Source organism: Cupriavidus basilensis OR16, from assembly GCF_000243095.1.
GTDB classification, from domain to species: domain Bacteria; phylum Pseudomonadota; class Gammaproteobacteria; order Burkholderiales; family Burkholderiaceae; genus Cupriavidus; species Cupriavidus basilensis_D.
The window spans coordinates 68,145-93,465 of sequence record NZ_AHJE01000126.1; the positions used below are offsets into that span (position 1 = coordinate 68,145).

At 66.0% G+C, this 25,321-nt stretch carries 17 protein-coding genes and 7 pseudogenes; 17 read left to right on the plus strand and 7 right to left on the minus strand.

The window, feature by feature from the left end; all coding sequences use genetic code 11:
- The 3 genes from OR16_RS34225 (at nt 1) to OR16_RS34230 (ending at nt 1,995) form a co-directional block, all read left to right on the plus strand.
- The gene (locus OR16_RS34225; RefSeq protein WP_006163448.1) at nt 1-1,059 is read left to right on the plus strand and encodes an FAD/NAD(P)-binding protein; all 1,059 of its coding nucleotides are present in this window, start codon (nt 1-3) and stop codon (nt 1,057-1,059) included.
- Nucleotides 1,056-1,289 (plus strand): hypothetical protein, encoded by a 234-nt coding sequence (locus tag OR16_RS40210; protein WP_006163449.1) that lies wholly within the window; start codon nt 1,056-1,058, stop codon nt 1,287-1,289. The genes OR16_RS34225 and OR16_RS40210 overlap by 4 nt, the downstream gene beginning before the upstream one ends.
- 244 nt (nt 1,290-1,533) lie before the next feature.
- On the plus strand, nt 1,534-1,995 hold the full coding sequence (locus OR16_RS34230) for a hypothetical protein (protein WP_006163450.1): 462 nt from the start codon (nt 1,534-1,536) through the stop codon (nt 1,993-1,995).
- Nucleotides 1,996-2,154: 159 nt separating this feature from the next.
- Here the strand turns inward: OR16_RS34230 and OR16_RS34235 are convergent, their stop codons facing one another.
- Nucleotides 2,155-4,338: a c-type cytochrome gene (locus OR16_RS34235; RefSeq protein WP_006163451.1), complete on the minus strand. Its 2,184-nt coding sequence runs from the start codon at nt 4,336-4,338 to the stop codon at nt 2,155-2,157.
- 596 nt (nt 4,339-4,934) lie between these two features.
- On the opposite strand from OR16_RS34235, the gene OR16_RS34240 reads away from it, so the two are divergent.
- The 5 genes and pseudogenes from OR16_RS34240 to OR16_RS46725 all read left to right on the plus strand — a co-directional run bounded on the left by OR16_RS34240 (nt 4,935) and on the right by OR16_RS46725 (nt 11,044).
- Nucleotides 4,935-5,921, plus strand: a complete 987-nt coding sequence (locus OR16_RS34240) for an HlyD family secretion protein (protein WP_043422188.1) — start codon at nt 4,935-4,937, stop codon at nt 5,919-5,921.
- A gap of 4 nt (nt 5,922-5,925) precedes the next feature.
- Nucleotides 5,926-8,559, plus strand: a complete 2,634-nt coding sequence (locus OR16_RS34245) for an ABC transporter ATP-binding protein/permease (protein WP_006163453.1) — start codon at nt 5,926-5,928, stop codon at nt 8,557-8,559.
- A gap of 15 nt (nt 8,560-8,574) precedes the next feature.
- The gene (locus OR16_RS34250) at nt 8,575-9,702 is read left to right on the plus strand and encodes an ABC transporter permease (protein ID WP_006163454.1); all 1,128 of its coding nucleotides are present in this window, start codon (nt 8,575-8,577) and stop codon (nt 9,700-9,702) included.
- Between the two features lie 6 nt (nt 9,703-9,708).
- Nucleotides 9,709-10,290, plus strand: a pseudogene (locus OR16_RS46720) (TolC family protein); the annotation flags it as partial.
- Between the two features lie 79 nt (nt 10,291-10,369).
- Nucleotides 10,370-11,044, plus strand: coding sequence for a TolC family protein (locus tag OR16_RS46725; protein ID WP_237717323.1), 675 nt, complete (start codon nt 10,370-10,372; stop codon nt 11,042-11,044).
- A gap of 173 nt (nt 11,045-11,217) precedes the next feature.
- Here OR16_RS46725 and OR16_RS47945 read toward each other — a convergent pair.
- Nucleotides 11,218-11,367 (minus strand): annotated as a pseudogene (locus tag OR16_RS47945) (ribbon-helix-helix protein, CopG family); the annotation flags it as partial.
- A 397-nt stretch (nt 11,368-11,764) separates the two neighbouring features.
- On the opposite strand from OR16_RS47945, the gene OR16_RS34265 reads away from it, so the two are divergent.
- Nucleotides 11,765-12,202 carry a universal stress protein gene (locus tag OR16_RS34265; protein WP_006163456.1) on the plus strand — a complete coding sequence of 146 codons (438 nt, stop codon included), beginning with the start codon at nt 11,765-11,767 and terminating at the stop codon, nt 12,200-12,202.
- A 141-nt stretch (nt 12,203-12,343) separates the two neighbouring features.
- Here the strand turns inward: OR16_RS34265 and OR16_RS34270 are convergent, their stop codons facing one another.
- Together OR16_RS34270 and OR16_RS34275 are read right to left on the minus strand one after the other, a co-directional pair.
- Nucleotides 12,344-12,685 (minus strand): hypothetical protein, encoded by a 342-nt coding sequence (locus tag OR16_RS34270; RefSeq protein ID WP_006163457.1) that lies wholly within the window; start codon nt 12,683-12,685, stop codon nt 12,344-12,346.
- Nucleotides 12,686-12,886: 201 nt separating this feature from the next.
- A complete protein-coding gene (locus OR16_RS34275; protein ID WP_006163458.1) occupies nt 12,887-13,090 on the minus strand; it encodes a hypothetical protein in 204 nt (67 codons plus the stop codon).
- Between the two features lie 202 nt (nt 13,091-13,292).
- Here OR16_RS34275 and OR16_RS34280 point away from each other — a divergent pair, with 202 nt between their 5' ends.
- From OR16_RS34280 to OR16_RS46730, 5 genes and pseudogenes are all read left to right on the plus strand, one after another.
- Nucleotides 13,293-13,523 (plus strand): HPr family phosphocarrier protein, encoded by a 231-nt coding sequence (locus tag OR16_RS34280; protein WP_006163459.1) that lies wholly within the window; start codon nt 13,293-13,295, stop codon nt 13,521-13,523.
- A gap of 34 nt (nt 13,524-13,557) precedes the next feature.
- Nucleotides 13,558-14,384: pseudogene (locus OR16_RS34285) on the plus strand (fused MFS/spermidine synthase).
- Between the two features lie 65 nt (nt 14,385-14,449).
- Nucleotides 14,450-15,595, plus strand: coding sequence for a DUF1275 domain-containing transporter (locus OR16_RS34290; protein ID WP_043422189.1), 1,146 nt, complete (start codon nt 14,450-14,452; stop codon nt 15,593-15,595).
- A 151-nt stretch (nt 15,596-15,746) separates the two neighbouring features.
- Nucleotides 15,747-17,600: an RNA polymerase sigma factor RpoD gene (rpoD, locus tag OR16_RS34295; RefSeq protein ID WP_006163462.1), complete on the plus strand. Its 1,854-nt coding sequence runs from the start codon at nt 15,747-15,749 to the stop codon at nt 17,598-17,600.
- Nucleotides 17,601-17,692: 92 nt separating this feature from the next.
- A pseudogene (locus OR16_RS46730) lies at nt 17,693-17,878 on the plus strand (c-type cytochrome); the annotation flags it as partial.
- A gap of 118 nt (nt 17,879-17,996) precedes the next feature.
- On the opposite strand, the gene OR16_RS34300 reads toward OR16_RS46730, so the two are convergent.
- Both OR16_RS34300 and OR16_RS34305 read right to left on the minus strand, forming a co-directional pair.
- Nucleotides 17,997-18,767, minus strand: a complete 771-nt coding sequence (locus tag OR16_RS34300; RefSeq protein WP_043422190.1) for a substrate-binding domain-containing protein — start codon at nt 18,765-18,767, stop codon at nt 17,997-17,999.
- A gap of 240 nt (nt 18,768-19,007) precedes the next feature.
- Nucleotides 19,008-19,757 (minus strand): LysR family transcriptional regulator, encoded by a 750-nt coding sequence (locus tag OR16_RS34305; RefSeq protein ID WP_006163464.1) that lies wholly within the window; start codon nt 19,755-19,757, stop codon nt 19,008-19,010.
- Nucleotides 19,758-20,023: 266 nt separating this feature from the next.
- Between OR16_RS34305 and OR16_RS34310 the strand changes: the two genes are divergently transcribed.
- On the plus strand, nt 20,024-21,217 hold the full coding sequence (locus OR16_RS34310; protein WP_006163465.1) for a GGDEF domain-containing protein: 1,194 nt from the start codon (nt 20,024-20,026) through the stop codon (nt 21,215-21,217).
- A 20-nt stretch (nt 21,218-21,237) separates the two neighbouring features.
- Here the strand turns inward: OR16_RS34310 and OR16_RS34315 are convergent.
- Nucleotides 21,238-22,280: pseudogene (locus tag OR16_RS34315) on the minus strand (AraC family transcriptional regulator).
- A gap of 212 nt (nt 22,281-22,492) precedes the next feature.
- On the opposite strand from OR16_RS34315, the pseudogene OR16_RS34320 reads away from it, so the two are divergent.
- Both OR16_RS34320 and OR16_RS34325 read left to right on the plus strand, forming a co-directional pair.
- A pseudogene (locus OR16_RS34320) lies at nt 22,493-23,627 on the plus strand (acyl-CoA dehydrogenase family protein).
- A gap of 64 nt (nt 23,628-23,691) precedes the next feature.
- Nucleotides 23,692-25,208 (plus strand): annotated as a pseudogene (locus OR16_RS34325) (CoA-acylating methylmalonate-semialdehyde dehydrogenase).
- The last annotated feature ends 113 nt before the right edge of the window (nt 25,209-25,321 follow it).

The following is a 25,321-nucleotide window of genomic DNA, read 5'->3' on the forward strand; positions in this document are numbered from 1 at the left end:
ATGACCCGACCCGATCCCCAACCACGCCGCATCGCCATCGTCGGCGGCGGCATGGCCGGCACCCTGAGCGCCATCCGCCTGCTGCGCGACAGCAGCGGCCCGCTCGCCGTCCACTTGTTCGAGCCGCGCGCCGAGCCGGGGCGCGGCCTGGCCTACAGCACGCAGGACCCGGCGCACTACCTGAACGGGCCCGCGCTGAACTTCAGCCTTTACCCCGAGGCGCTGGAAGATTTTTCGCGATGGCTGGTGCGCCACGGGCTTGCCAGCACCGCGGAGGCCGACCACGCCTTCGCCCCGCGCAGCGTCTACGGCGACTACCTGCGAGACACCCTGGCGCGCGCACTGGCGGGCGCCGCGGGACGGGCCACGCTGGTACATGTGCGCACGGAAATCACCGACCTGTCCATCGGCGTGCCGCACCGCGTGTACAGTGCCGACGGCCGCGCCTGGGACGCCGACCACATCGTGCTGGCCACCGGCGTGCAGCCGGCGCGGCCGGCCCTGGCACAGGACGATGCGCTGGAAGCCGACGGCCGCTACATCCCCGATCCGTGGCAACCCGGCACGCTGGCGCGGCTCGCACGCGCACGCGAGATCGCCCTGATCGGCACCAGCCTGACCATGCTCGACGTGGTCGCCTCGCTGGAACGGCTCGGCTTCACCGGCACCTACCACGCGTTCTCGCGGCGCGCGCTGGTGCCCTGGCTGCGCCACAACGCAGGTCCCTGCGACGACTTCCTGGCTGCCGCCGGCCCGCAGTGCTGGCCGCGCCCACCGCCCGCACGGTGGTCCGCCTGGTGCGCCGGCAGCGCGACAAGCTGGTGGCGCAAGGCCTCGACTGGCAAAGCGTGCCGCCCGCGCTGCGCACCTATATCGGCCCGCTATGGGCCGCCGCCGCCGTGCCGAGCGCCAGCGCTTCCTGCGCCATGTGCGGCCGTTCTGGGACAACCTGCTGCACCGTGCAGCACCGCCCACGCATGCGGTATTCGAGGCAGTGCGCGCACAGGGACGCCTGCACGTGCATGCCGCCCGCATCACCGCACTGGCACCAGCCGATGACCTGGGCACCGCGAGCGGCCTGCAGCGCGGCGCTCAACGGGGCGCTCAACGGGGCGAGGAAAGCAGCCAACGCGTGGCCCTGCGCCTGTCGCGCCCGCTGCCCGCGCCCGCCGCTGCGCGGGGCGCTGTGGGAGTCAGGCACCATCATCGACGTGCGCAACCAGGCGGCAGCGCTGGCGGCACGGCTGGTGGAGGAACTTGGACTGGCGGCCGAGGCGCAGGCGGCTTAGCCGGCTGCCATCCGGCCAGGGGCAAGCGCAGCCTGATATGGCAAACGCTTGCCAAGGGTATGCGGTGCTGGCATATAATCCCGCCTGGGCGCCGGCAGGGTGCCCGCTCCCGCAAAAGCCAGCGCACCTGCCTGCCCGTACCGTACGGCGCCGCGCGATCCAGCCCGGCACCGCCAGTTCGTTGCAAGAACCACACCATTGACCTTTTTTGCCGCCGCGGGAAACGGCATTGCAAGGACATGACATGTGGCTCACCACGCTCAACGCGCCATCCCGCCTTCCCAATAGCGACTTCCTGCGCCGCCATGCACGCAGGCTGCTGCGCCAGCTCCACGCCGAACAAGCCACGCAGGCGCTACCGGTAGTCCGGCGCATCCACCGCGCGCAGGTACGCACGCAAAGCGTCGCGGAACTCTACCGGCTGCGCCACACGCTGCAGCTCAAGCACTGCCTGCAACTGCTGGCGGCCGAACTGGGCTACGCCAGCTGGTCCGCATGCAAACGCGACATCGACGGCCGCCCCGCCAGGGTACTGGACCGATACCGCCTCGACCTCGGCCAGTTCGGCGACTACCAGCAACTCTGGTTCGCCGACCGGCAAGGCGCCCAGGCATGGCAAGCGTCCAACGGCGGTTACGTGGTGGCGTATGGCGAGCAGGCGGCGGTGCTGCTGACGGGCAACGCCATGCCGGCGATGCGTGACTGACGGGGGAAAACTAGAAGACTTGAGGACACTTTGCTTCGCTAAAAGCGAAGCAAAGTGCCGCCGCCGTGCAATCGGCAGCCCAATCTCCACCGATTTCCAGTAACACTTCCGGTTTGCTCGATGGCATGCCGGGGACCCCGATGTGCGAGGCGCCGCGGATCAGTACCGGGCATCCACGGGCTTCTTGTCCTTCGGCCAGTCCTTCACCTTGCCGGCGAAGTCCGGCCTGGGCTGGTGGGTGAAGTACTCAGCCACGTCCACTGCCTCCTGATCGGTCAGGCCGCCCTGGCCCAGCGGGAAACGATCGTGGAAAGCGATGGGCATATTGCGCTTGACGAAGGCCGCGGCCGTGTACGTGCGCGCCATCCCGGCACCGATATTGAAGGACTGGTCGCCCCAGAGCGGCGGATATACCCACTGGCCGGAGGCATTCTTGATGCCCTCGCCGTCGGCGCCGTGGCACATGGCGCATTGAGCGGCATAGACCTGCTTGCCGTTGTCGACGTTGGGCACGATCTGGTTGCTGACCTTGCCAACGCCGCGGCCCTCCACCTTGTCCTCGGGCTTGGCTGCGCGGCGCATCCAGTCGAAGTAGGCCACCATGGACTTCATTTCCTCCGAATCCAGCGGCAGCGGCTTTCCATTCATCGAGCGCAGGAAACAGCCGTTGATGCGATCCGCCAGCGTGATCACCCGGCCGGCGCGCGCCGCGTAGCCGGGAAAGAAGGCCGACACGCCGACGTAGGGCGAGCCATCGGCCACCGTCCCGGCATTGAGGTGGCAGCTCGCGCAGTTCAGCGCATTGCCCACGTTGCGGGGGAGCATCTGCCGCGTATCGATGTTCAGCCTGGCACCCAGCGTGAGCTGCCTGGCGTTAGGTTCATCGAGCATGTCGGCCAGGCGGGGCGTCTGGAACTTGCTGCTGTCGACCTTGCCGGCGTCGAGCTTCTTGCGCATATCGCGCACCGAGCCGGCGCTGATGAGGCGCGCGTCGGCCCGTCCCCAGCTTCTGCGCGTGAAGTTCAAGATATCGGCAATCTCCTGGTCGCTCAGCCGCGCGAATGCTGGCATCGTTAGCACACGCGCGTGGCTCGCGGTCTGCGGCGAGCGCCAGCCAGTCAGCATGATGTGCAGCAGCGTGGCGGGCTCGTCCGGGCGCAGCACGGGGTTGCCCGCCAGCGGCGGGAACACGTCCTTGACGCCAGCCCCGTCGGAGCGGTGGCAGTCGGTGCAGAACTGCAGGTAGCCAAGTCCGCCCCGGCTCGTATAGAGATCGAGCGGCACGTCGGCACCGGCAACCGTGGCAGCGGCGGGCAGGATCGCGGGGGCCGGCCCGCTCGCCACCTGCATGGGCTTATCGTGCTTGGCCGCGGGCAGCGACTTGAGGTAGGTGCCGACCGCCAGCAGGTCGCTGTCGCTCATGTACTGGGTGCTGTGCTGCACCACATCCACCATGTTGCCCGAGACCGTGCCGTGGCTGTTGCGCCCCGTTTTGAGCATCTGGGCGGTTTCCTGCGCCGTCCATAGATTGCGCAGGCTCAGCGCGCGCCAGCCTTCGACCGTCTCGCCGGAGAGGAAGTACTCGCCCTTGGCGCCGGCATCCGACATGGTCTTTTCCTGGAAGCCGATGCCGCGCGGCGTGTGGCAGGCACCGCAGTGGCCCAGGCCCTGCACGAGGTAGGCACCGCGGTTCCACGCTGCGTCGCGCGCGGCGTTGGCCTGGAACGGTGCGGCGTCGAGGAACACCCAGTTCCACACTGCCAGGCCCCAGCGCTGGTTGAAGGGGAAGCGCAGGGCGAGCGGCCGGTTGGCTTGGCGCACCGGCGCGACGCCCTTCATCAGGTAGGCATACAGCGCCCGCATATCCTCGGGCGAGGTCTTCGCATAGGAGGGATATGGCATGGCCGGGTACAGGTTGTGGCCGTCCGCGGCCACGCCCTTGCGCATGGCGCGCTCGAACTGCTCGAAGCGATAGCCGCCGATGCCGGTCTCCGGGTCGGGCGTGATATTCGTCGAATGCAGTTCGCCGAAAGGCGTCTGCAATGCCAGGCCACCCGCCATTGGCTTGGACTTTTCGCCCGTATGGCATGCCACGCAGTCGCCCAGGCGCGCCACGTAGCGTCCGCGCTCCACCTGGGCGCGCGTGGCGGCATCGAGGTCGGCCGAGTAGTTGGCGGGTAGGTCATCGATGACCTGGGGCACGGCGGCATGCGGGGACGGGAGGGCCGCCACGGGCGGCGGGAGAGCCTGGGCGTAGGCGGCTGCCGCGAACAGCCATGAGATCTGCAATACGGAGACGGCCTTGCCCAACGGCCACTTACACTTGATCGACAGGATGTGCATAACGTTGGTGGCACGCGGACCTGCTGCGTCAAGGCCCTCGTCCCCTCAACGGGATGCGACTGCTTGTCTGGCGTGACCGGCGTACCGCTGATGGATTGCTTATTGTTCTGAATTGTTCTGAATTGTTCTGAATGCCGAGTATCCGCCGACGCTGCATTGCGGTCCATTCACCCACTTGATCGCGGTCAAGATGTGATGGAATTGACCCTCACCGGTTTCGTTGGTCGCGCGTGGCCAAAGCGTCTGCTAGAGAAGCAACGGGTCTGGCTTTGCGTCGTGTCGGTGGCGTCATTGCAGTTCTTCGACGCAGGCGCTGGATGCAGGTCGGCACGCCACCTGGCTCGCCGGGCAACCGACATATCGAACGCGCGACAATTAGAACTTCCCCTCAAAAAGTGCCCCATCCGGCACCACCTTGCGCTAGATCAAGTCCGCACCCCACCCCGCCGGATAGCATTGAAACCTACGCCGTCGCCCCACGGTTCAATGGTTCAAGGTTTGTCTTTGTCGCCTCCCCGTTCCTTTGCCCGACACTCTGAAGCCCTGGCGCCCCGGCAGCATTCCATCATTCAGCGCACAGCGTGCACAGGTAGCCGATGAAAATCAAACCAGGCTGGGGCATAGCGGCATTGTTCGTTGCCGCCTCCATTGGAAGCGCTGTATGGTGGCTTGGCAGCCAGCGCGATCCATGGCCGGCCTATATGGTCCACAGCAATGGGCGCATGGAGATTGGCCGGCTCGACATCGCGGTCAAGTATCCGGGCCGAGTCATCGACCTGCCGGTTCGCGAGGGCGATGCCCTGGCCGCGGGAGCGGTGGTGGCCCGGCAGGATGACGCGGAACTCCTGGCGCAGATCGGCCTTGCCACCGCCGCTCGCGAGCGTGCCGTGCAGGCGGCGTCGCGCGCGCAGGCGGAAATCGATGGGCGTGCGAGCCGCCAGCGGCTGGCGCGGCTGGAGCTGACAGAGGCGGTCAAGCTCTACCAGGACCGCCAGATTTCCTCCGTGGAGCGCGACCGCCGGCAACTTGGCCTGGATGGCGAGAGCGCCGGCGTGACCGGCGCGCGTGCGGGGCTTGGCGAGGCTCGCGCGGCGATCGCGGAGGCCGATGCCCAGATTGCCCGCCTGAACATCCTGCTGGGCGAGGCAACCATCCGTGCCCCGGTAGCCGGCCGCGTGGAGTATCGCGTGATCGAGGTCGGTACGGTGTTGCCGGCGGGTGGCCGCGTGGTGTCGCTGCTGAACCTGGCGGATATGTATTTCACGGTGTTCCTGCCCGCCGGCGCGGCCGGCAAGCTGGCCATCGGCGATGAAGCGCGCATCGTGCTGGACGCGCTGAAGGACGAACCTATCCCGGCGCGCATCAGCTTTGTGGCCAGCGAGGCGCAGTTCACCCCCAAGTATGTCGAGACCGATGCCGAGCGGGCCAAGCTGATGTACCGCGTCAAGCTGCAGCTGACGCCGGAGATGGCGCAACGCTACGCGCCCAGGCTGAAGGCCGGCATGACGGGCGATGGCTTTGTGCGCCTGGATGCGAAGCAGCCCTGGCCTACCGCGCTGACGCTGCGCCAGCAGCCGGCCTGACGTCATGCCAAGCCCGCATCCCGACGCAGCCGCGGCCATCCGGATCGATGGCTTGTCGCACCGCTACGGCGCCAGCTTGGCGCTGGACAATGTGTCGCTCACCCTGCCCGGCAATGCCACCATCGGCCTGATCGGCCCGGATGGCGTCGGCAAATCGACGCTGCTCGGCGTGATTGCCGGCGTCAAGCGCATCCAGCATGGCAATGCCTGCGTGCTGGGCGCGGACCTGCGCGACCGGCAGGCGCGCGAGGCATTGTTGCCGCGCGTGGCGTTCATGCCGCAGGGGCTCGGGCGCAATCTGTACCCGACGCTGTCGGTCTACGAGAACGTGGACTTCTTTGCCCGGCTGTTCGGCCTGGGCGGCGGCGAGCGGCGCCAGCGTATCGAGCGCCTGCTCGCGGCCACCGGCCTGGCGCCTTTCCCGGACCGGCCTGCGGGCAAGCTCTCGGGCGGCATGAAGCAGAAGCTCGGCCTGTGCTGCGCGCTGGTTCACAACCCGGACCTGCTGATCCTCGACGAGCCCACCACGGGCGTGGACCCGCTGTCGCGGCGCCAGTTCTGGGCCCTGGTGGAAGACCTGCGCGCCGAGCACAGCAATATGACGGTGATCGTTGCCACCGCGTATATCGAGGAGGCGCAGCGCTTCGGGCATCTGGTGGCCATGGATGCGGGCAAGGTGCTGGTGTGCGACCGAACCGCCGATGTGCTGGCGCGCGCGGGCACCAGCGACCTGGAGCAGGCCTACATCTCGCTGCTGCCGGCGCAGCGGCGCGGCGATGCCGCGGGATTGGTGATCCCGCCCCGCCCGCCGGATGGCGACGAACCCGCCATCGAAGCCGAGGGGCTGACGCGGCGCTTCGGTGCCTTCACCGCCGTGGACAATGTGAGTTTTCGCATCGAGCGCAGCGAGATCTTCGGCTTTCTCGGCTCCAATGGCTGCGGCAAGACCACCACCATGAAGATGCTGACCGGGCTGCTGGATGCCACCAGCGGCACCGCGCGCCTGCTCGGGCAGACCATCGACGCCGGCGATATGCGTACCCGCATGCGGGTGGGCTATATGTCGCAGGCGTTCTCGCTCTACGAGGAACTGACAGTACGGCAGAACCTGGACCTGCATGCCAGGCTCTACCGGATGGAGGGCGCGAGCGCGCAGAATGCGGTCGGGCAGGCCCTGCTCGATTTCGAGCTGGACCAGCATGCCGGCGCGCGGCCCGCTTCCCTGTCGCTCGGTATTCGCCAGCGCCTGCAGCTGGCTGCGGCTTGCCTGCACCATCCGGAGGTGCTGATCCTCGACGAACCCACCTCCGGCGTGGACCCCGGCGCGCGGGACATGTTCTGGCGCCATCTGGTCCAGCTCTCGCGCCAGCAGCGCGTGACCATCTTTGTTTCCACGCACTTCATGAACGAGGCGGCGCGCTGCGACCGCATCTCCTTCATGCACCGCGGCCGCGTGCTGGCGGTGGGCAGCCCGGAGGCGCTGCGGGAAGGCTGTCATGCGCAGACGCTGGAGGATGCCTTCGTCAGCTACCTGGAGCAGGCGGAAAATCCGCGGAACGGTGCCGCCGCTACGGCTGCCGCGCAGGCAGTGTCCGTACAACCGTCCCCGGCCCGCGCGCGGCAAGCCCGGCCGTGCGCGCATCCCGGCGGCTCGCCGCTGGCGCGGACCTGGGCATTCGCCAGGCGCGAAGCCATGGAGCTGGCGCGCGACAAGCTACGGCTGGCATTCGCCATCCTTGGCCCCATCACCGATGCGGTGCACAGCGAGGCCGACGCGGACCGGCGCCTGCGCGCCGCGGCGGCTATGCTGATCGTCGAACTGCCGCCCGGCTTCGAGCGCGACCTGCTGGCCGGGCGCCAGCCGCAGCTCGCATTCCGCGTCGACGGATCCAGCCCGTTCCCGGGCGCCACCACGCGCGCCTACGTGACCGGCGTGCTGCTGGCCTACGCCAATGCGCAGCTGCGCGCGCAGGCGGCCCGCCCGGCTGCGCTGCCGGTGTCGATCGAGACGCGCTTTATCTACAACCAGGAATTCCGCAGCATCTACGCCATCACGCCGGGCATCATCATGCTGGCGCTGATCCTGATCCCGACCATGCTGACCGCGCTCGGCGTGGTGCGGGAGAAGGAAATGGGGTCGATCACCAACCTCTATGCCTCCCCGGCAAGCGTGGGCGAGTACCTGATCGGCAAGCAGTTGCCCTACGTGGGGCTGGCGATGATCAGCTACCTGACCTTGGTGGCGCTGGCCATTGTGCTGCTGCAGGTGCCGCTCAAGGGCTCCTTCCTTGCCTTGTCGATCGGCGCCGCGCTGTTCGTGCTGGCGGCCACCGCGCTCGGGCTGCTGATGTCGACCTTCGTGCGTTCGCAGGTAGCGGCCATCTTTGGCACGGCGATCCTGTGCCTGATTCCGTCGGTCAATTTCTCCGGCCTGCTTTATCCGGTATCGACGCTGACGGGCAGCAGCTACTGGATTGGCCAGGGTTTTCCGTCGTCGTGGTTCCAGTTGATCAGCCTTGGCAGCTTTACCAAGGGGCTTGGCGCTGGCAGCTTCGGCACCATGTACCTGGCTTTGCTGGGTTTTGCGCTGCTGTACCTGGCGGGTGCCCGTTTGCTTCTGCGCAAGCAAGAAGCATAGCCGGGAGATGACGCGATGAACCAATGGTGCAAGAACGTGGCCCGCCTGTGCGGCAAGGAGCTGCGCAGCCTGCTCAGCGATATGACGCTGATGGCGCTGATCGTCTTTGCCTTCACGCTGGCAGTGCATTCGGTCGCCAAGGGCATCAAGGCCGAGGTGTCGAACGCATCCGTGGCCATCCTGGATGCCGACCACTCGGAACTCTCGCGCCGCCTGCGCGATGCGATCCGGCCGCCCTATTTCAAGACGCCGGTGGATGTGGACCGGCACGCCGTGGATGCGGAGCTGGACCGGGGGCGCTATATCTTCGCCATCGAGATCCCGCCGCGCTTCGAAGCCGACGTGCTGGCAGGAAGGACGCCGGCGGTGCAGGTGCTGGTCGATGCCACCGCGATGACCCAGGCGGGGCTCGGGGCCACCTACCTGCAACAGATCTTTACGCGCGAGGCGCTTGAATTTCTTCACGCGCCGGCCCTCGAAGCACAACTGCCCGTGCGCGTGGAGAGCACGGTGATATTCAATCCCAACACGGAGTCGCACTGGTTCACGTCGACCATGCAGATCGTGGTCAACATCACCGTGTTGGCCATCATCCTGGTGGGCGCGGCGGTGATCCGAGAGCGCGAGCACGGCACCATCGAGCACTTGCTGGTCATGCCGGTGCGCGCCAGCGAAATTGCCGTGGCGAAAATCCTGGCCAACGGCGCGGTGATCTTCCTGGCGTCCCTGCTATCGCTATGGCTGGTGGTGCATCTATGGCTGGACGTGCCGCTCATCGGCTCGATGGGGCTTTTTGCCTTGAGCACCGCCCTTTACCTGTTCTCGGTGACGGCGCTCGGCATGTGGCTGGCGACGATGGCGCCGGCGATGCCGCAGTTCGGGCTGCTGGCGGTGCCGACGTACGCCGTCGCCTACCTGCTATCCGGCGCCGCCACCCCGGTGCAAAGCATGCCGCAGGCCATGCAGCAAGCGGTGCAATTCCTGCCGACGACCCAGTTCGTCACCCTCACGCAGGCCATCCTGTTCCGGGGCGCGGGTGTGGACGTGGTGTGGCCGCAATTGCTGGGCGTGACGGCCGCGGGCGGGATCTTCCTGGTCCTGGCGCTCACGCGGTTCCGCGCCATGCTGGCGCAGCAAGGATAGACCGCCATGCCTGACCACGCTTACCACGCTTACCACGCCCGCCGCGCCTCCAGCCCGCTCACCCAACGGATTTCCGCCTTGAGTATCTCTCCACGACGCGGCATCCTCGCCGTGCTCATCGCAAGCATCGCCGCAGCCGGCCTGGCCGGCTGCGGCACGGTCGACGTCACCGTGCCCGACGGTATCACCGTACCGGCCGCATTCAAGGAAGCACCCGCCGAGGGCGCGCCGGCTGCGGCGCAGGAACTGGCGCAATGGTGGCAAAACTGGAACGACCCGGCATTGGCGCAGCGCGTGACCGAAGCGCTGGCGGCAAATTTCGATTTGCGAGTGGCGCAGGCGCGGGTGGCGGAAGCGCGCGCGCTCGGGCGGGCTGCCGAATCGGTGCGCTACCCGACGCTATCGGCGCAAGCACGCGCCGCGGGCGGTGTCGCCGACCTGCGCAGCCCGCCTGGCCTGCCGGACGCCTCGCCCGGCCTTGAGGGACATCTCGCGGGCCTGACCGTTGCATGGGAGGTCGACATCTTTGGCGGCCGCCGCAGTGACGCGCAGGCCGCTGCGGCCGTCGCGCTCAGCGCCGAGGAACGCCTGCGCGGCACGCGCCTGGTCATCGCCGCCGACGTGGCCGAGAACTACCTGGCGGCGCGCGCGGGAGCGCCGCCTCGCGTTGCTCGCCGGCCAGGTGCCGCAGGCCGCAGCCGCGCTGTCGCCGCCGCCCGTCCTCTTCGTGCCGGCGCCGCCCGCCGGGCAGGTGCCATCCGACGTGATCGAGCGGCGCCCGGATGTGCGCGCCATGGCCGCGCTGGTGCGCGCGCAGGCCGCCAGGCTCGGCAGCGCCAAGGCAGACCGGTTTCCCCGCTTCTACCTGACGTTCCTGGGCCAGGACGGGCGTTTGCATGTGGACGGGTTGCCGGCGCTGAGCGGCACCGGCGGGCTGGTGGGCGCCGGCGTGCAACTGCCGATCTTCACCGCGGGGCGCATCCAGGCCAGTATCGATGCCGGCGATGCCCGCCTGCAGGCCGCGCAGGCGGAATACAACCAGGCGGTGCTGCGCACGCTGGAGGAAGTGGATAACGCCTACAGCCAGCGCAGCAGCCTGGACCAACGCGGCGCGCGGCTGGCCGACGTTGTCGCCACCGCGCAGCGCAATAGCCAGAACGCCATGCGCCTCTACGAAGGCGGGCGCCGCACCTTGCAGGACGTGCTCGATGCGCGCGTCGGCGCACTACAGAGGGAGGATGATCTGATCCAGACGCAAACGGCGCAGGCGCTCGCGACGGTGCAGTTATATCGGGCGCTGGGTGGGGAGTGGCCGGGCGAAACCGAGTCGGCCCGGCATTGATTCCCGCCGAAGCATGGGAGTCGCCGTAAGCTGGTCATGGCCTAAGCCTTGCGACGTGCAGCGCGCCGTTTGGCGGGAGGCGCATCGGGCTGCGCCGCCGCTTTGACTTGCACTTGCGGCGGTGTCCCAGGGTCAGGAAGAACGGCGTCGCCCACGTTCACCCCGCTGGGCACGTACTGGACCCCATGTTGAGCGAGGTACTCGCGGATGAGTTGGCGCACCACCTGCGATGCCGTCAGATCCTGTTGTGCGCAAAGGCGCTCGAAAGCGGCTTTCTTGTTTGGATCGATGAGCAGCGTCAGCCGAGCAGTCTTGATCTCCATGGAGCCTCAACATGCCAATACGATGGTCAGATGCGTCACATCATACAGGAACGTCGTGCGACTCAAAAGTGCTTGGCGCTGCCACCGCTCACCACCAGTAAAGCGGCGGAAAAGATCGCGATATGCCTGCGCCAACCTGGCACACTGGATGAAGATTGCATATGCTAAAAAATATAATCCAATGCAGTCGGTGTGTAATCGCTATGTTAATGCTATTAACATATTCCAGGCAAAAATGACCTTGCACGCAGACGCCCCTTAGCGGGTCTTTGGAACCTTCGCCCACGTGGCATTTCGCGAGAACCCTCGCCTGCCGGAGGGTGACAAGGTGTGGGCGACAAGGAACGGTGATCGACGTTATCGATGGCCTCGAACCCTGGCAGACAAGGAGAAAGATATGTTCACGCACCTTCTGCTTGCGGTGGATGGCTCCCTTCTATCCGATGCTGCCTCTCATAAGGCTCTCGCCCTTGCGCAGCAAATGAACGCCCGGGTCACAGCACTCCGGGTTGGCCCGAACTACCATGTCCTTACCTATCACACTGAAATGCTGACGGACACCCGAGAGCGCTTCATAACGGAATCCTGGGAGGAGGCCACGAATTATCTACAAGGCGTGGCGCGCGAAGCCGCCGTCGCAGGGGTACCCTGTGATACGACGTATCTGGTCAACGATCACCCGTACGAGGCCATCATCAAAACGGCCGAGGACAAGGGCTGTGACCTGATCGTGATGGCGTCGCATGGGCGGCGCGGCGTGCAGGGACTCGTGATCGGCAGTGAGACGCACAAGGTCCTGACTCACAGCAAGATCCCGGTGCTGGTGTATCGCTAGGCGCCATGGCATCGAAGCGCGTGAGGCATTGGCGACAATGGACTGGCAATGCCACGGACGTCCATTCGGGATGGAGGCCGGGGGACGGTTTTCACACGCCCGCTGAAGGGGCATTGATCTGCGGTCCCGCGCCACCAAGGCCTACTGCCGAACTCGGCGCGTCGACACCGGCGCCACTGATCGTAGGCTTGTCCTTAGCCCAATGCGTCGCAACAGCGCCTGGACAGCGACTGTGGCGACGTCGTCCGTTTCTCTTACGTCCTTTACGTCCTTGAGCACCGTCTGAATCCGGAAGGCCAGCGCTTCGGCAAGCCTTGCCGCAGTGGCGCGCAGCGGACAAGGGTCTCCCCTCGCGTAAAGGGCGACATCTCTGAGCAGAGCGTCACCCCGATAGATGGCCACCAGCACCTTCGGTTGGTAGCTACCGTCATCGAGCGCTTTTGCGCGCGGCGTGACGCGATAAGTGACCGCCGGCTTGTGCATGGATGCCTCCCGATAGTTGCCAGACCCTGACCCCGGTCTCGGCATGCCGTAAAGCCAAGTATGAGCTTGAGGCCAGCACCACGCATGGAAGGCCCCGATTGGGCCGGTAGACATCTCGGGATGCCTCGCAGTGGTCATTATCAGTGCGATGCCGAGGCCGACCTGCAGGGTGAGGCTGGTAGTCCGCTATGCGGACGTCGGTCACTCGTGGTCCTTCTTAGCCAGAACCGTAGCGCCAACCTGGGGCCGGGTGGCATAGGCCACCCCATGCTGCTCCAAATAGTCGCGGATCAACTGGCGCACCACTTGCGACGGCGTCTGATCTTGCGCTGCGCACAGGGTTTCAAAGGCTTTCTTCTTCACGGGGTCGATCAACACGGTGAAACGGGCGGTCTTGGATTCCATGCGAATTCCATGCGGTTTAGAATAGTGTTGTATGATAATAGCATTATCATTACATACAACTACGAGGTCGGGTGCAGTCTGTGGTGAAAAGGCTTCGCAAAGCTCGTCCCGCCAACGGCGGCAAGCCAGAGGGCCCGACGTATGCAAGTTGCTTATAGGCCGCTTCTAATTAGAGGGCGACGTGGTAGACGCGACAATTGAAATGACCAACCGCCTGGGCTTGCAAGGTCGCGGCTCAGCGCGGCTAACCCTTACCGCCGCTCAGTTCGAGTCCGAGATCCTGCTTGTCAGCAATGACTGCACGGCGAACGCCAAGAATGTGATGGAGGTGATGCGGCTCTCGGCTCGGGTGGGGACCCAGGTTCGTATTCAAGCCACTGGCCCTGACGAAGTTGCTGCCGTGAAAGTCGTTGCCGCGCTGCTGGCTGAGTGACGAATTGAATACCAAGCCTGATCGCCCTCCCAAAATGGACCCCACTCGCACGTCCTTCGAAGCCTACTTAAAGTTTCTCTCCGAGGCCCCCAACGACGGCACACCGACCGTACTGGAAACCCCGCTTAAACCCCGCTTGCGCTTTCACTGCATTTCGATGCGCTGGCGACTCAAAGCATCATGTCGCGACGGGATCCCGACAAGCTCGTTCTTGGCTACACGCGGACAATGATGGCGTTTCTACTGCTGCAGCCGGCACCCACCAGGATTTCGATGATTGGCCTCGGCGGGGGATCGTTGCTCAAGTATTGCTATCGACATCTTCCGGATGCGAAGGTTGTTGCCATCGAAATCGATCCGGCGGTGATTGCATTGCGCGATACGTTTCACATTCCGCCTGACGACGAACGGCTCGAGGTGGTTTGCGCGGATGGCGCCGAATATGTCAAGAATCAGGAAGCGCGGCCGGAAGTCATATTGGTGGATGGTTTTCTCGCCCATGGCATGCCGAGCGAGCTGAGCAGCGCGGACTTCTACGCGGCGTGCCATGCGCGGCTCGCCGACGATGGCGTATTGGTTGCGAACTTCCTCGACAGCGATTCCGATATCCCGTCCTATATGGAGGCGGTTCGCTCGGTATTTGGCGACGCGTTCTCCATTTTCATGTCCGAGGACAGTTGCAACTACACGCTGTTCGCCTGGAAGAACGCGCGGGCACTTCCCTCGCTGGACGAATTGCTGACGCGCGCGCGCATTCTGGAAACGACACATCCCCTGAATCTGCGATCGGCGGCACGTCGCCTGAAACAGGGCAAACGGCTCGCGTCAGATCACGCCTTCTGGCAAAAGCTCGCGGACTGACGAACTCACAGGCCGATATCGGATCGACACGGTCTGAACCGAAGGTAACGCCCACCGATGCGACCATGCCAATCCCATACTTGCGCAGACTGACCGGGAGGGAGCGCAGCCCAGAAGCCAACCGGCAACTGGCGCGTTATCTTGCCTTTGTGGCCGGCGCCACCAACGCAGGTGGATTCCTGGCGGTGCAGCAGTACACCTCCCATATGTCGGGCATCGTGTCCGCCATGGCCGACAATCTGGCGCTCGGCAGCCTCGGACTCATTCTGGATGGCCTCGGTGCCTTGCTATCGTTTCTGGCGGGTGCGGCCTGCTCTGCGATCTTGATCAACTGGGGGCGGCGCGAGCGTCTGCACAGCGAATACGCGCTGCCGTTGATGCTGGAGGCCGCGTTGCTGGTGTGTTTCGGCCTGCTGGGCGGCAATCTCGAGCATCACGAATGGCTGTTCGTGCCGGCGACGGTCATGGTGCTCTGCTTCATCATGGGGCTGCAGAATGCCATGATCACCAAGCTCTCGAAAGCCGAGATCCGCACCACGCACATCACGGGGATGGTCACCGACATCGGCATCGAGCTAGGCAAGCTGTTCTACTGGAACCTGGCCAAGGCCGATGCCGCCAAGCCCATTGTGCTGGCCGACCGGACAAAACTGCGAGTGCTTGCTACGCTGGTCGCGCTGTTCTTCACCGGCGGTGTAGTTGGCGCCGTGGGGTTCAGGCATGTCGGGTTCAGCGTCACCCTCCCATTGGCCACCTTGCTGCTTGCCCTTGGTGCGGTCCCCGTCATGGATGATGTGCGCATCCATATGTTGCGCTCGGATTTCCTCCCGCGACTGGCCGCGCGCGCACGCGCATGGGCACGCGAGGTCGAGCGGGACGTCCACGCGGTGTGGTTGGCAGCGCGCGATCCTCGCACGCCTTGGTATGCGAAAGCGCTGGCCTTGCTGGTCGCCGCGTATGCCCTATCTCCCATTGACCTGATTCCGGATTTCATCCCGATCCTGGGCCTTCTGGATGATGTCGTGCTCGTGCCCCTCGGCGTGTTGCTGGTGGTCCGGTTGATCCCGGCTGAGGTGATGGAACAGCATCGCTGCGCGGCCGCGCTCGCTGCGGAGCGCCCCGTCATTCGCGCTGCGGTCGTCGTGATAGTTGCGCTCTGGCTTGGCGCGGCCGCAATGACGGCGGTCTGGTTGGCTCGCCTGCGTGTTTGACTCGAACGCTCGAAGTAGAAGGTGACGCACCCTACGGTTCGGCCAACTTGATGCCAGATCGGGAACAGTGTGATGGCCTGAAGCCATCGATCACGTGCTTGGGGAATGCTGCGAATGGATACGCCTCCCGAGCCCGACTTTTGTGTGCCCGATGAACGATAACCAACAAACGAACCTGCTTACGCTGATCGCGCTCGGCAAGGAGCGTGGATTCCTGACCCACGGCGAAATCAGCGACCATCTTCCTGACGGCAAGGACCAGGCCGGCATTGCCGACGGAATCCTGGCGATGCTAGTGGAGCTTGGCATTGAGGTCGTGGATAGAGCGCCTGCCGACACGATGCTGTTAAGCGAGGATGCGCCGGCCGCAAGCGCCGATGAGGTCACAGTGGAGGAAGCTACCGCAGCCATCACGCAGAGCGATAGCCGATTCGGTCGTACCACCGATCCCGTGCAGATGTATCTGCGGGAAATTGGCGCCGTCCAGCTGCTGACGCGCGACAACGAGGTAGAGATCGCGACCCGCCATGAAGAGGCAATCATGGAAATGGTTGACGCAATGGCGAGGTGCCCAACCGTCGTCTCCGAGCTCTTGGCCATGGCCGAGCAAGTCGCGCGCGACGAGTTGACCATAGATGATCTGGTTGCTCACGTCGTCGATGCGCAAGCCGTGCCCACTGACAACTCGGGCATGGATACAGGGATACGGCTCGACGCCTGCTTAGGGGAGGAGGATGCGGAGCCAGACGATTGCGCCCAGAGTCCGGACACCGCCTCGCCGGCCAAGTCATCTGCCGCCTTGAAGCGTGATGTACTCGAGTGGTTCGCCATCGTTCGAGCACGATATCTCGAATTGACCGGTTCCGAAGAGCCTCATGAAGGTGGCACGCTCCGCGGTGAGCGGGCGCTGGCAGCGATTCGATGTGTGCTCGCCAAGCTGCGCCTCAGCCCCATCGCGATTGAGCGGCTCATCCGCGTCCTCACCGTGCATCTTGAGGACGTTCGTCAAACGGAACGGCGACTTGCTGGGCTCTTGATCGATCAATGCGGCATGACACGCGACGAGTTCGTGCGGCGCTTCAAGGGTCGTGAAAAGTTCGACTGGCCGGCAGCGCTGGGTGAGGACTGCCCTACCATCAACGGTTTGCTGCCGCGCCAGATCCTGGAAATCCGGGCGCTGCGGCAGCAACTGCTTGCCATAGAATCTCGCGCCGCTATTCCCCTTGAGGATCTGAGGGAAGTCGGCCGGCTGGTGACAAGCGCGCAGGTCAAGGCTGGCCAAGCAAGAGCCGAGATGATCGAGGCCAACCTTCGCCTGGTCGTCTCTATCGCCAAGAAATACGTCAATCGTGGCTTGCCACTGTTGGATCTCATTCAAGAGGGCAACATCGGGCTGATGCGGGCGGTGGATAAATTCGACTATCGCCGTGGTTATCGATTTTCGACCTATGCGACCTGGTGGATTCGCCAGGCGATGACTCGCTCTATTGCTGACAAGGCACCCACCATCCGCATCCCGATACACCTTGTGGAGGTCGTTGGAAAAATCAATCGAGCCTCGCGCGAGTGCTTCAGGGAAACCGGAGCAATGCCGACGCCGGATGTCTTGGCGGCCAAGATGGGGATGAGCGAGAAGAAGATCAAATCCATCTTGAATGTTGTCAAGCAGCCGGTATCGCTTGATATGCCGGTTGGGGAGAGCGGGGATGCGTTGCTGGGAGACACGTTGGCGGACGAGATCACCGCCTCTCCTCTTGATGCGGCGGTGCAAGCGGGTCTGAAGCGGGATCTGGAGGCGGTGTTGGCAACGCTGAGCGTGCGGGAAGCGAAAATTCTGCGGATGCGCTTTGGGATCGACACGGCGACCGAGTACACGCTGGACGAGATTGGCCGGCAATTCGGCGTTACCCGTGAACGTATTCGCCAGTTGGAAACTCAGGCGATGCGAAAACTGCGGAAATCAGAGGGTGCAATTCGCCTGCATGCCTATCGCGACGGGTCGTGAATGCGACGCACCCGATCAATTGGCGCCGACGACGATCAGCGGCCATCAAGACTGTGTTGAGCAGGTGGTGGGCGCCGGCGCGTACGCCGGCGGACGGGCAGGCGCCTGAGCATTTCCAGGCTCAGCTCAAGGGATTCTGTGAGCATGCCCGGGGCGAAAGCGATGCGCGCTTGTATATGTGGGGGATTGCTTCCCAACTCGACGACGCCACGATCCGCTCGCTAGCAGAATACAACGCGAGCCAGACCGCGACGCCGGGCGACGCGGCCTTGATGGCGATGGATGTTCCACGGGTCAGCGACCTGCGCTCGATGTTGCGCATCGTGCCCGGACGGCTAGGCCAGCTCAGGGGTCAGGGTCAGTCAGGGTCAAGGTCAACGCCAAACCCCTGCGCTCTCACTGCCCGCGCTGCCTCCCCACAACCGCATCCATCCCACTCCTCTCGATCTCGCCCCGCGCCGCGGGCGAAGCCAGATAGCGAATCAACGCGCGCCCGGCCTCCGGATGCTCCGCCCCCACCGGCACACCGGCGGCAAACGTGGTGATCTTCTGCATCGGCTCGGGGATCTTGCCAACAAAGCTGGCGCCCTTCGCCGGCAGCAACTCGCTCACCTGCTGCAGCCCGACCTGATAATCGCCCTGCGCCACCACCTGCCCCACCGGCGTCTTCTCGATCTTATGGGCGCGGCCCTTGACCTGCTCTTCGATGCCCAGCTTCTTGAACATCTCGGTCTCGACGTAGACGCCGCTGGCGCTGTCCGAGTAGGCGATCGACCTGGCATCCAGCAAGGTCTTGCGGAACGCATCCACTGTGCTGATATCGGGCTTGGGCGCGCCTTCGCGCACTGACAGGCCGATGCGCGAGTCAGCCAGCTCGACCCGGCTGTCCGGCACCACCTTGCCTTGCTTGATCAGGTCATCGAGCGCATAGCCCACCATGATCACCACATCGGCATGCTCGCCGCGCGCGAGCCGGTTGGGGATGGCCTCGGGCGACTTGCCCATCGACGGGCCCCATGCCGTGGACAACGTGTTGCCGGTAGCCTTCTCGAAGCCCGGGCCGAGCGCCTTGTAGGCTGCCGTAAAGCCGCCCGAATTCATGACCTTGACCTCGTCGGCCAGCGCATTGCCGGCGCCCAGCGCAACGCTGGCCACCGCGCCCAGCATGAGCGCCAGCCATGGCCGCTTGCATTGCCGCTGGGCAGGGGAAGGAGAAACAGGCGCGCGGACTGCCTTGACGGGGCAAGGCACGGCGATGGTCGGCATGGTCGGCTTGGTCATATGCGCTCTCTATGGGCATTGAAACGGGATTCGGCCTGCCCGCTTCAGTCTCCGCGGGGCAGGCGGACCATTCTATGCAAGCACCGCGCGCCGCGATAATGCAAACTTTCTTCGCTTTGATCGCTTTTACGCATCAATACCGGCGCCACTCCCGATGCTGCCAGCTGGCGCGCCCGCAGGCCGGCCGCGCCTTGGCACCGCCTGCCCGACCATCTCGTAGAACGCCTGCGCATGGGGTGACAGCGCGCGCCCTGGCCGGCGCAGGATGCCCAGCGTGCGGGACACCGCCGGCTCACGCAGGCAGACCGCGACCAGCGCGGCGCGGTCGCCATCCGGCAGCGCCAGGCGCGGTACGGCAGCCACGCCCAGCCCGGCCTCCACCAGCGCCAGCACGCTGCTGACATGGCGCACCTCGTAGAACGCGGCCGGGCGTAACGGCACCTCGGCCAGAGCCAGGTCCAGCATCAGCCGGTTGCCGCTCGACTTGGCCAGCGCCACCAGCGTGTGCGCACCCAGTTCGGCCCATTTCACCGAGCGGCGCCGGGCCAGCGGATGGTCGTGGCGGCAGGCCAGCACGAAGGGATCGCGCAGCAGGGGCTCGAACAGCAGGTCGGCCTCCTGGGTGCCGATGAAGTTCAGGCCAAAATCCGCCTCGCCGCTGGCCACGCTGTGCAGCACGACGTTGGCGCCTTCATCCACCATGCGCGTGGTGCGCTCGAACAGCCTGACATTGAGCGCTTGCTCCAGCTTGTCGATGCGGCGCGACAGCGCCGGCTGCGACAGGCTGAGCGACTCCGCCGCGGCGCGGAAGCCGCCTTGCTCCACCACGGCCACCATGGCTTGCAGGTCGCCAAGGTCGAATCTGATCGGTTGCATCGCGTTCCAGGCGGGGGCAATAATGAAGGGACAAGGGGCAGGCATTGATGCGCCCCACAGATCAAAGCACCCTGCCCGCCATTCTAGCCGCCTGGCCCCGGCTGCGTCCGCTCGCGCCCGCCAGCGGGAGACAGGAGTCCGACACCCCTCGTGCGTGGGTGGGTGGCGCCGCCGCCGCTGGGGTATTCTCCGGGGCTTCGCCGGCAGCCCCGGCCATCTAGCCAGTCATGACGCCCCGCCCACTGCCCCTGGAGGAAGCTTTGCCGATGTCGGACCCGTTCGCCCTGCTAGCCGTTACGACGCTCCTCAGCGTCATGATGCTGGCGATCGTCTGGTCGCTGCGCCGCTGCGGCCAGCCGGGGGTGAGGCTGTGGTGGCAGGCCAACCTGACGGCCATGGCCGCTCTGGTGCTGTTTACGCTGCGCGGCAGGATCCCTGACGTCTTGTCGATCGTGGCGGCCAACGCCGCGCTGGCCTGGGGGCTGGTGTTGTTCCATGCGGGCATCGCGCGCTTCTGCGGGCGGCAGCCGCCTTGGCGCGCCATGATCGCCGGCACCCTGGCCCTGGTGGCCGGCATCGTGACATGGCGCTATGTGTTCGACGACTTCAACACCCGCGTGGTCTTCGTCTCGGCATTCCATGCCACGCTCTGCGCTTGCGCGGGGTACGTGCTGGTGCGTTACCGCCCGCGCGGCCGCCCGGCCAGCCACCACCTCACCACGGCCGGGTTCGCCTTCTTCCTGTCCGCGGCGCATGCCTTGCGCGGCGTGCTGTCGGCGCTCTCGGTCATGGACCATCCCGCGACGATGACCTCGCCCGGACTCAATGCCGCCTTCCTGGTGCTAGGCGCGCTGGCCTTGCCGGGCCTGACCATGGGCGCCGTGCTGATGCTCCACGACGCGATGGTGCGCCAGCTCGAGGCCGTGGCCAACACCGATTTCCTGACCGGCGTGATGTCGCGCAAGGCTTTCGAGCACGAGGCCGCGCGCGAGCTGGCGCGCGCCGGGCGCGGCGGCCACCCGCCGCAGTTGCTGATCGTCGACATCGACCACTTCAAGGCGGTCAACGACACCTTCGGCCATGCCGCAGGCGATGCCGTGCTGGTGGAGTTCGCGCGCCTGGCCGCCGCCAGCCTGCGGCTGCCCGACCGCATCGGCCGCATGGGCGGCGAGGAATTCGTCGTGCTGCTCCCCGCCAGCACGCTGGAGGCGGCCCGCCACGCCGCCGAGCGCATCCGCTCGCTGGCGGAGGATAGCCGCGTCAGCGGCCCGTTCGGCACGGTGCGTTACACAGTGAGCGGCGGCTATGCTGCGTGGCAACCCGGCGAGAGCCTGGCGCAGCTTACCGCGCGCGCCGATACGGCGCTCTATTTGGCCAAGCTGTCGGGACGCAACCGCGTGCTGGCGCATGCGCCGGCAGCAGCCAATGTGCCAGTGGAACTGGCCAGCAGCCATCGCTGAGCGCGGCAGGAAAGGCGCGCCTAAGCCTGCGCCGGGCTGCCGCGGTATGCGCCGGGCCGCAGCCCGGTCCAGCGCCGGAACGCGCGATGGAAAGCGCCCGGCTCGGCAAAGCCAAGCTCGGCGGCGATTTCCGCCAGCGGGCGGCTGGAGTGGCTGAGCGCTTCGATGGCCAGGTCGCGCCGCATCTCATCCTTGAGTTGCTGGTAGGTCCCGCCCTCCTCCATCAGCCGGCGCCGTAGCGACGATGACGACATATGCACATCCTGCGCCAGGCGGTCAAAGGTAGGCCACTGCTCAGGCGGCTGCGAGCGCAACTGGCGGCGCACCCGCGCCATGATGCTGGTGCGGTCCGTGTACTTCACCACCACGTTGTGCGGTGCATCACGCAGGAAGGCCTTGAGGCTGCGCTCGTCCTGGTGCACCGGCTGGTCCAGCCAGGCCGCGTCGAACACCAGCGCCGTGGCCGGCTGGTCGAACGCCAGATGGCGCGAGTACATCAGGCGGTATTCCGCGCTATAGGCCGGCTCCGGATAGCCGAACGCTGCCAGCAGCACGGGCACCCGCCGGCGCAGCAGCCAGCTCATCAGCCCGTGCAGCATGATCAGCATGGTCTCCTGGGCGAACACGCCTGGTGGCCGGCTTGAAGTCGCCGTGAGCACCAACGCGGCCCGAGCGCGCTTGCCGGCGTCTGCATCAACGGCCCGGCCCCGGCTTCACGCTCCAGCCGCACGCCGATGTCGTCCAGCAGCAAGCCGAAATAACGCACCACCCGCTCCAGCCCCTGCGCCAGCGTCTTGCTGCCCACGATGGCGTGGCACAGCATGGCGAAGCTGCCGCACTTCATGCGGCGCGAGTCCTGGCCAAAGAACTCATCGTCCAGCGCGGCGGCCACCTCCAGCCACAAGGCGCTATAGCTTGCGGCGGACACGCGCGCCTGCGGCACCGCCAGCAGCGCGGGCACGATGCCCGCCGCCTGCAGCACCGGCTCCGGCGCGATCCCGCGCGCGCGCAAGCCCGCGATGGCGTGATGCACGAAGCAGATGGCGACGCTGTGTTTTTCCATGGAAGGCAACGATCTGGACGGGATGGCTGGCTGGCCCTGGCTTGCCGGCAGTGGCAAACGAGTTCAGCAAGGTTGGCGGATTCTGGCATAGGAGCGCCCCGCCTGTCTTCCTACACTTGCAGCCAGCCCCTCCCGCCCCGCGCGGGCCACCAGACCCCGGCCTCACCTGGATCGCGTGCCCCCACGCCAATCCCGGCCCAACCCGAGCCGCCATGCATTACGAATTCAGCGAACAGCAAGCCATGATCCGCGACACCGCGCGCGCCTTCGCCAGCGAGCGGCTGGCGCCATCCGCGGCCAAGTGGGACCGCGCCGGCGAGTTGCCGCCTGAGGTGGTAGCGGAGATGGGCGCGCTCGGCCTGCTCGGCATGATCGTGCCCGAGGAATGGGGTGGCACCTATACCGACTACATCGCCTACGCGCTGGCCATTGAGGAAATCGCCGCCGGCTGCGCGGCCTGCGCCACGCTGATGAGCGTGCACAACTCGGTAGGCTGCGGCCCCATCCTGCACTACGGCACGCAGGCGCAAAAGGCACGCTACCTGCCGCGCCTGGCCAGCGGCGAGATGATCGGCGCGTTCTGCCTGACCGAGCCGCAGGCCGGCTCCGAAGCGCACAACCTGCGCACCCGGGCACACGCCACGGACCATGGCTGGGTGCTATCCGGCAGCAAGCAGTTCGTCACCAACGGCCAGCGCGCCGGCGTGGCCATCGTCTTTGCCGCCACCGAGCCCGAGCAAGGCAAGCGTGGCCTGTCGGCCTTCGTGGTGCCCACCGATACGCCCGGCTTCACGGTGCACACGCCGGAGCGCAAGATGGGCATCCGCGCCTCCGACACCTGCGCCATCACGCTGGACGACTGCCACGTGCCGCACGACGCGCTGCTCGGCGAGCCCGGCGAAGGATTGCGCCATCGCCCTGTCGAACCTGGAGGGCGGGCGCATCGGCATTGCCGCGCAAGCGCTCGGCATCGCCCGCTCGGCCTTCGAGGCCGCCTGCCGCTACGCCGCCGAGCGCGTGCAGTTTGGCCGCCCGCTGCGCGAGCATGCACCCATTGCCAACATGCTGGCCGACATGGCCACCGAACTCAATGCCGCGCGCCTGCTGGTGCACCGCGCCGCGCATATGCGCACGGCCGGCCAGCCCTGCCTGTCGGAGGCCTCGCAGGCCAAGCTCTATGCCTCGGAGCTGGCCGAGCGCGTGTGCTCCAAGGCATTGCAGATCCATGGCGGCTACGGCTACCTGGAAGACTATCCGGTCGAGCGCCATTACCGCGACGCCCGCATTACCCAGATCTACGAAGGCACCAGCGAAATCCAGCGCATGCTGATCGCGCGCAGCCTCTGAGCCGCATGCCTGACGACTTTCACGCCTTGCACTACCCACACCTGATATCGACGGAGACCAACCCATGAGTGCCCAGATCCCCAACGCCGCCGTGCCCACCGTCAAGCTGTTGATCAACGGCGAGTGGGTGGAGTCCGCCGCCACCGAATTCCGCCCCGTGGTCAACCCCGCCACCCAGCAAGTGCTGGCGCAGGTGCCACTGGCCACCGCGGCCGAGGTCAACGCTGCCGTGGGCGCGGCGCATCGCGCCTTTGCCACCTGGCGCCACACGCCGCTGGGCGCGCGGTTGCGCATCATGCTCAAGTACCAGGCCCTGATCCGCGAACACAGCAAGCGCATCGCCGCCATCCTCACCGCCGAGCAAGGCAAGACCCTGGCCGACGCCGAGGGCGATATCTTCCGCGGGCTTGAGGTCGTGGAACATGCCTGCTCGATCGGCACGCTGCAGCAAGGCGGCTTTGCCGAGAACGTGGCAGCCACCGTCGACACCTACACCCTGCAGCAGCCGATTGGCGTGTGCGCGGGCATCACCCCATTCAACTTCCCGGCCATGATCCCGCTGTGGATGTTCCCCATGGCGATCGTGTGCGGCAACACCTTTGTGCTCAAGCCATCGGAGCAAGACCCGCTCTCCACCATGGAACTGGTCAAGCTGGCCATCGAAGCTGGCGTGCCCGCCGGCGTAACGTGGTGCACGGCGCCCGCGAGGTGGTGGATGCGCTGTGCACGCACCCGGACATCAAGGCGATTTCCTTCGTTGGCTCCACCGCCGTGGGCACCCACGTCTACAACCTCGCCAGCGCGCACGGCAAGCGCGTGCAATCGATGATGGGCGCCAAGAACCATGCCGTGGTGCTGCCCGACGCGCACCGCGAGCACACGCTCAACGCGCTGGCAGGCGCGGCCTTCGGCGCCGCCGGCCAGCGCTGCATGGCGACCTCGGTCGCGGTGCTGGTGGGCGCCGCGCGCGACTGGCTGCCCGAACTGGTGGCCAAGGCAGCCACGCTCAAGGTAGGCGCGGGCAGCGAGCCCGGCACCGACGTATGCCCGGTGGTGTCCGTTGCCGCAAAGCAGCGCGTGCTCGGCCTGATCGAAGCCGGCCAGCGCGAAGGCGCCACGCTGGCGCTCGACGGCCGCAACGTACAGGTGGATGGCTATCCCGACGGCAACTTCATCGGCCCGACCGTGTTTGCCGATGTGAAGACAGAGATGTCGATCTACACCCAGGAAATCTTCGGCCCGGTGCTGGTAGTGATCGGCGTCGACACCCTGGATGAAGCCATCGCCCTGGTCAACCGCAACCCCTTCGGCAACGGCACCGGCGTATTCACCCAAAGCGGCGCCGCCGCCCGCAAATTCCAGAGCGAGATCGACGTTGGCCAGGTCGGCATCAACATCCCCATCCCGGTACCCGTGCCCTACTTCAGCTTCACCGGCTCGCGCGGCTCCAAGCTGGGCGACCTCGGCCCCTACGGCAAGCAGGTGGTGCAGTTCTATACGCAGACGAAAACCGTCACAGCCAGGTGGTTTGACGACGCGACCGTGAATGACGGGGTGAACACGACGATCAGCCTGCGGTAATTGGCGCGGTAGCGCCAATTACCCGATTCGGTTCAGCCGTGATTCCCGCCCCCAGGGCGGGAATCACCCCAGTGCGATGCGAAGCGAGCCGTCAAGGTGTGCCAAGGCCGTAT

Excerpts from the sequence above, each read along its gene's own strand:
- OR16_RS34265 (WP_006163456.1), top strand. The coding sequence starts at position 11,765 with ATGTTCACGCACCTTCTGCTTGCGGTGGATGGCTCCCTTCTATCCGAT.
- OR16_RS34240 (WP_043422188.1), top strand. The coding sequence starts at position 4,935 with ATGAAAATCAAACCAGGCTGGGGCATAGCGGCATTGTTCGTTGCCGCC.
- OR16_RS34290 (WP_043422189.1), top strand. The coding sequence starts at position 14,450 with ATGCCAATCCCATACTTGCGCAGACTGACCGGGAGGGAGCGCAGCCCA.
- rpoD (WP_006163462.1), top strand. The coding sequence starts at position 15,747 with ATGAACGATAACCAACAAACGAACCTGCTTACGCTGATCGCGCTCGGC.
- OR16_RS34270 (WP_006163457.1), bottom strand. The coding sequence starts at position 12,685 with ATGCACAAGCCGGCGGTCACTTATCGCGTCACGCCGCGCGCAAAAGCG.
- OR16_RS34250 (WP_006163454.1), top strand. The coding sequence starts at position 8,575 with ATGAACCAATGGTGCAAGAACGTGGCCCGCCTGTGCGGCAAGGAGCTG.
- OR16_RS34305 (WP_006163464.1), bottom strand. The coding sequence starts at position 19,757 with ATGCAACCGATCAGATTCGACCTTGGCGACCTGCAAGCCATGGTGGCC.
- OR16_RS34300 (WP_043422190.1), bottom strand. The coding sequence starts at position 18,767 with ATGCTGGGCGCGGTGGCCAGCGTTGCGCTGGGCGCCGGCAATGCGCTG.
- OR16_RS34230 (WP_006163450.1), top strand. The coding sequence starts at position 1,534 with ATGTGGCTCACCACGCTCAACGCGCCATCCCGCCTTCCCAATAGCGAC.
- OR16_RS34225 (WP_006163448.1), top strand. The coding sequence starts at position 1 with ATGACCCGACCCGATCCCCAACCACGCCGCATCGCCATCGTCGGCGGC.
- OR16_RS34280 (WP_006163459.1), top strand. The coding sequence starts at position 13,293 with ATGACCAACCGCCTGGGCTTGCAAGGTCGCGGCTCAGCGCGGCTAACC.
- OR16_RS34245 (WP_006163453.1), top strand. The coding sequence starts at position 5,926 with ATGCCAAGCCCGCATCCCGACGCAGCCGCGGCCATCCGGATCGATGGC.
- OR16_RS34235 (WP_006163451.1), bottom strand. The coding sequence starts at position 4,338 with ATGCACATCCTGTCGATCAAGTGTAAGTGGCCGTTGGGCAAGGCCGTC.
- OR16_RS40210 (WP_006163449.1), top strand. The coding sequence starts at position 1,056 with ATGACCTGGGCACCGCGAGCGGCCTGCAGCGCGGCGCTCAACGGGGCG.
- OR16_RS34310 (WP_006163465.1), top strand. The coding sequence starts at position 20,024 with ATGTCGGACCCGTTCGCCCTGCTAGCCGTTACGACGCTCCTCAGCGTC.
- OR16_RS34275 (WP_006163458.1), bottom strand. The coding sequence starts at position 13,090 with ATGGAATCCAAGACCGCCCGTTTCACCGTGTTGATCGACCCCGTGAAG.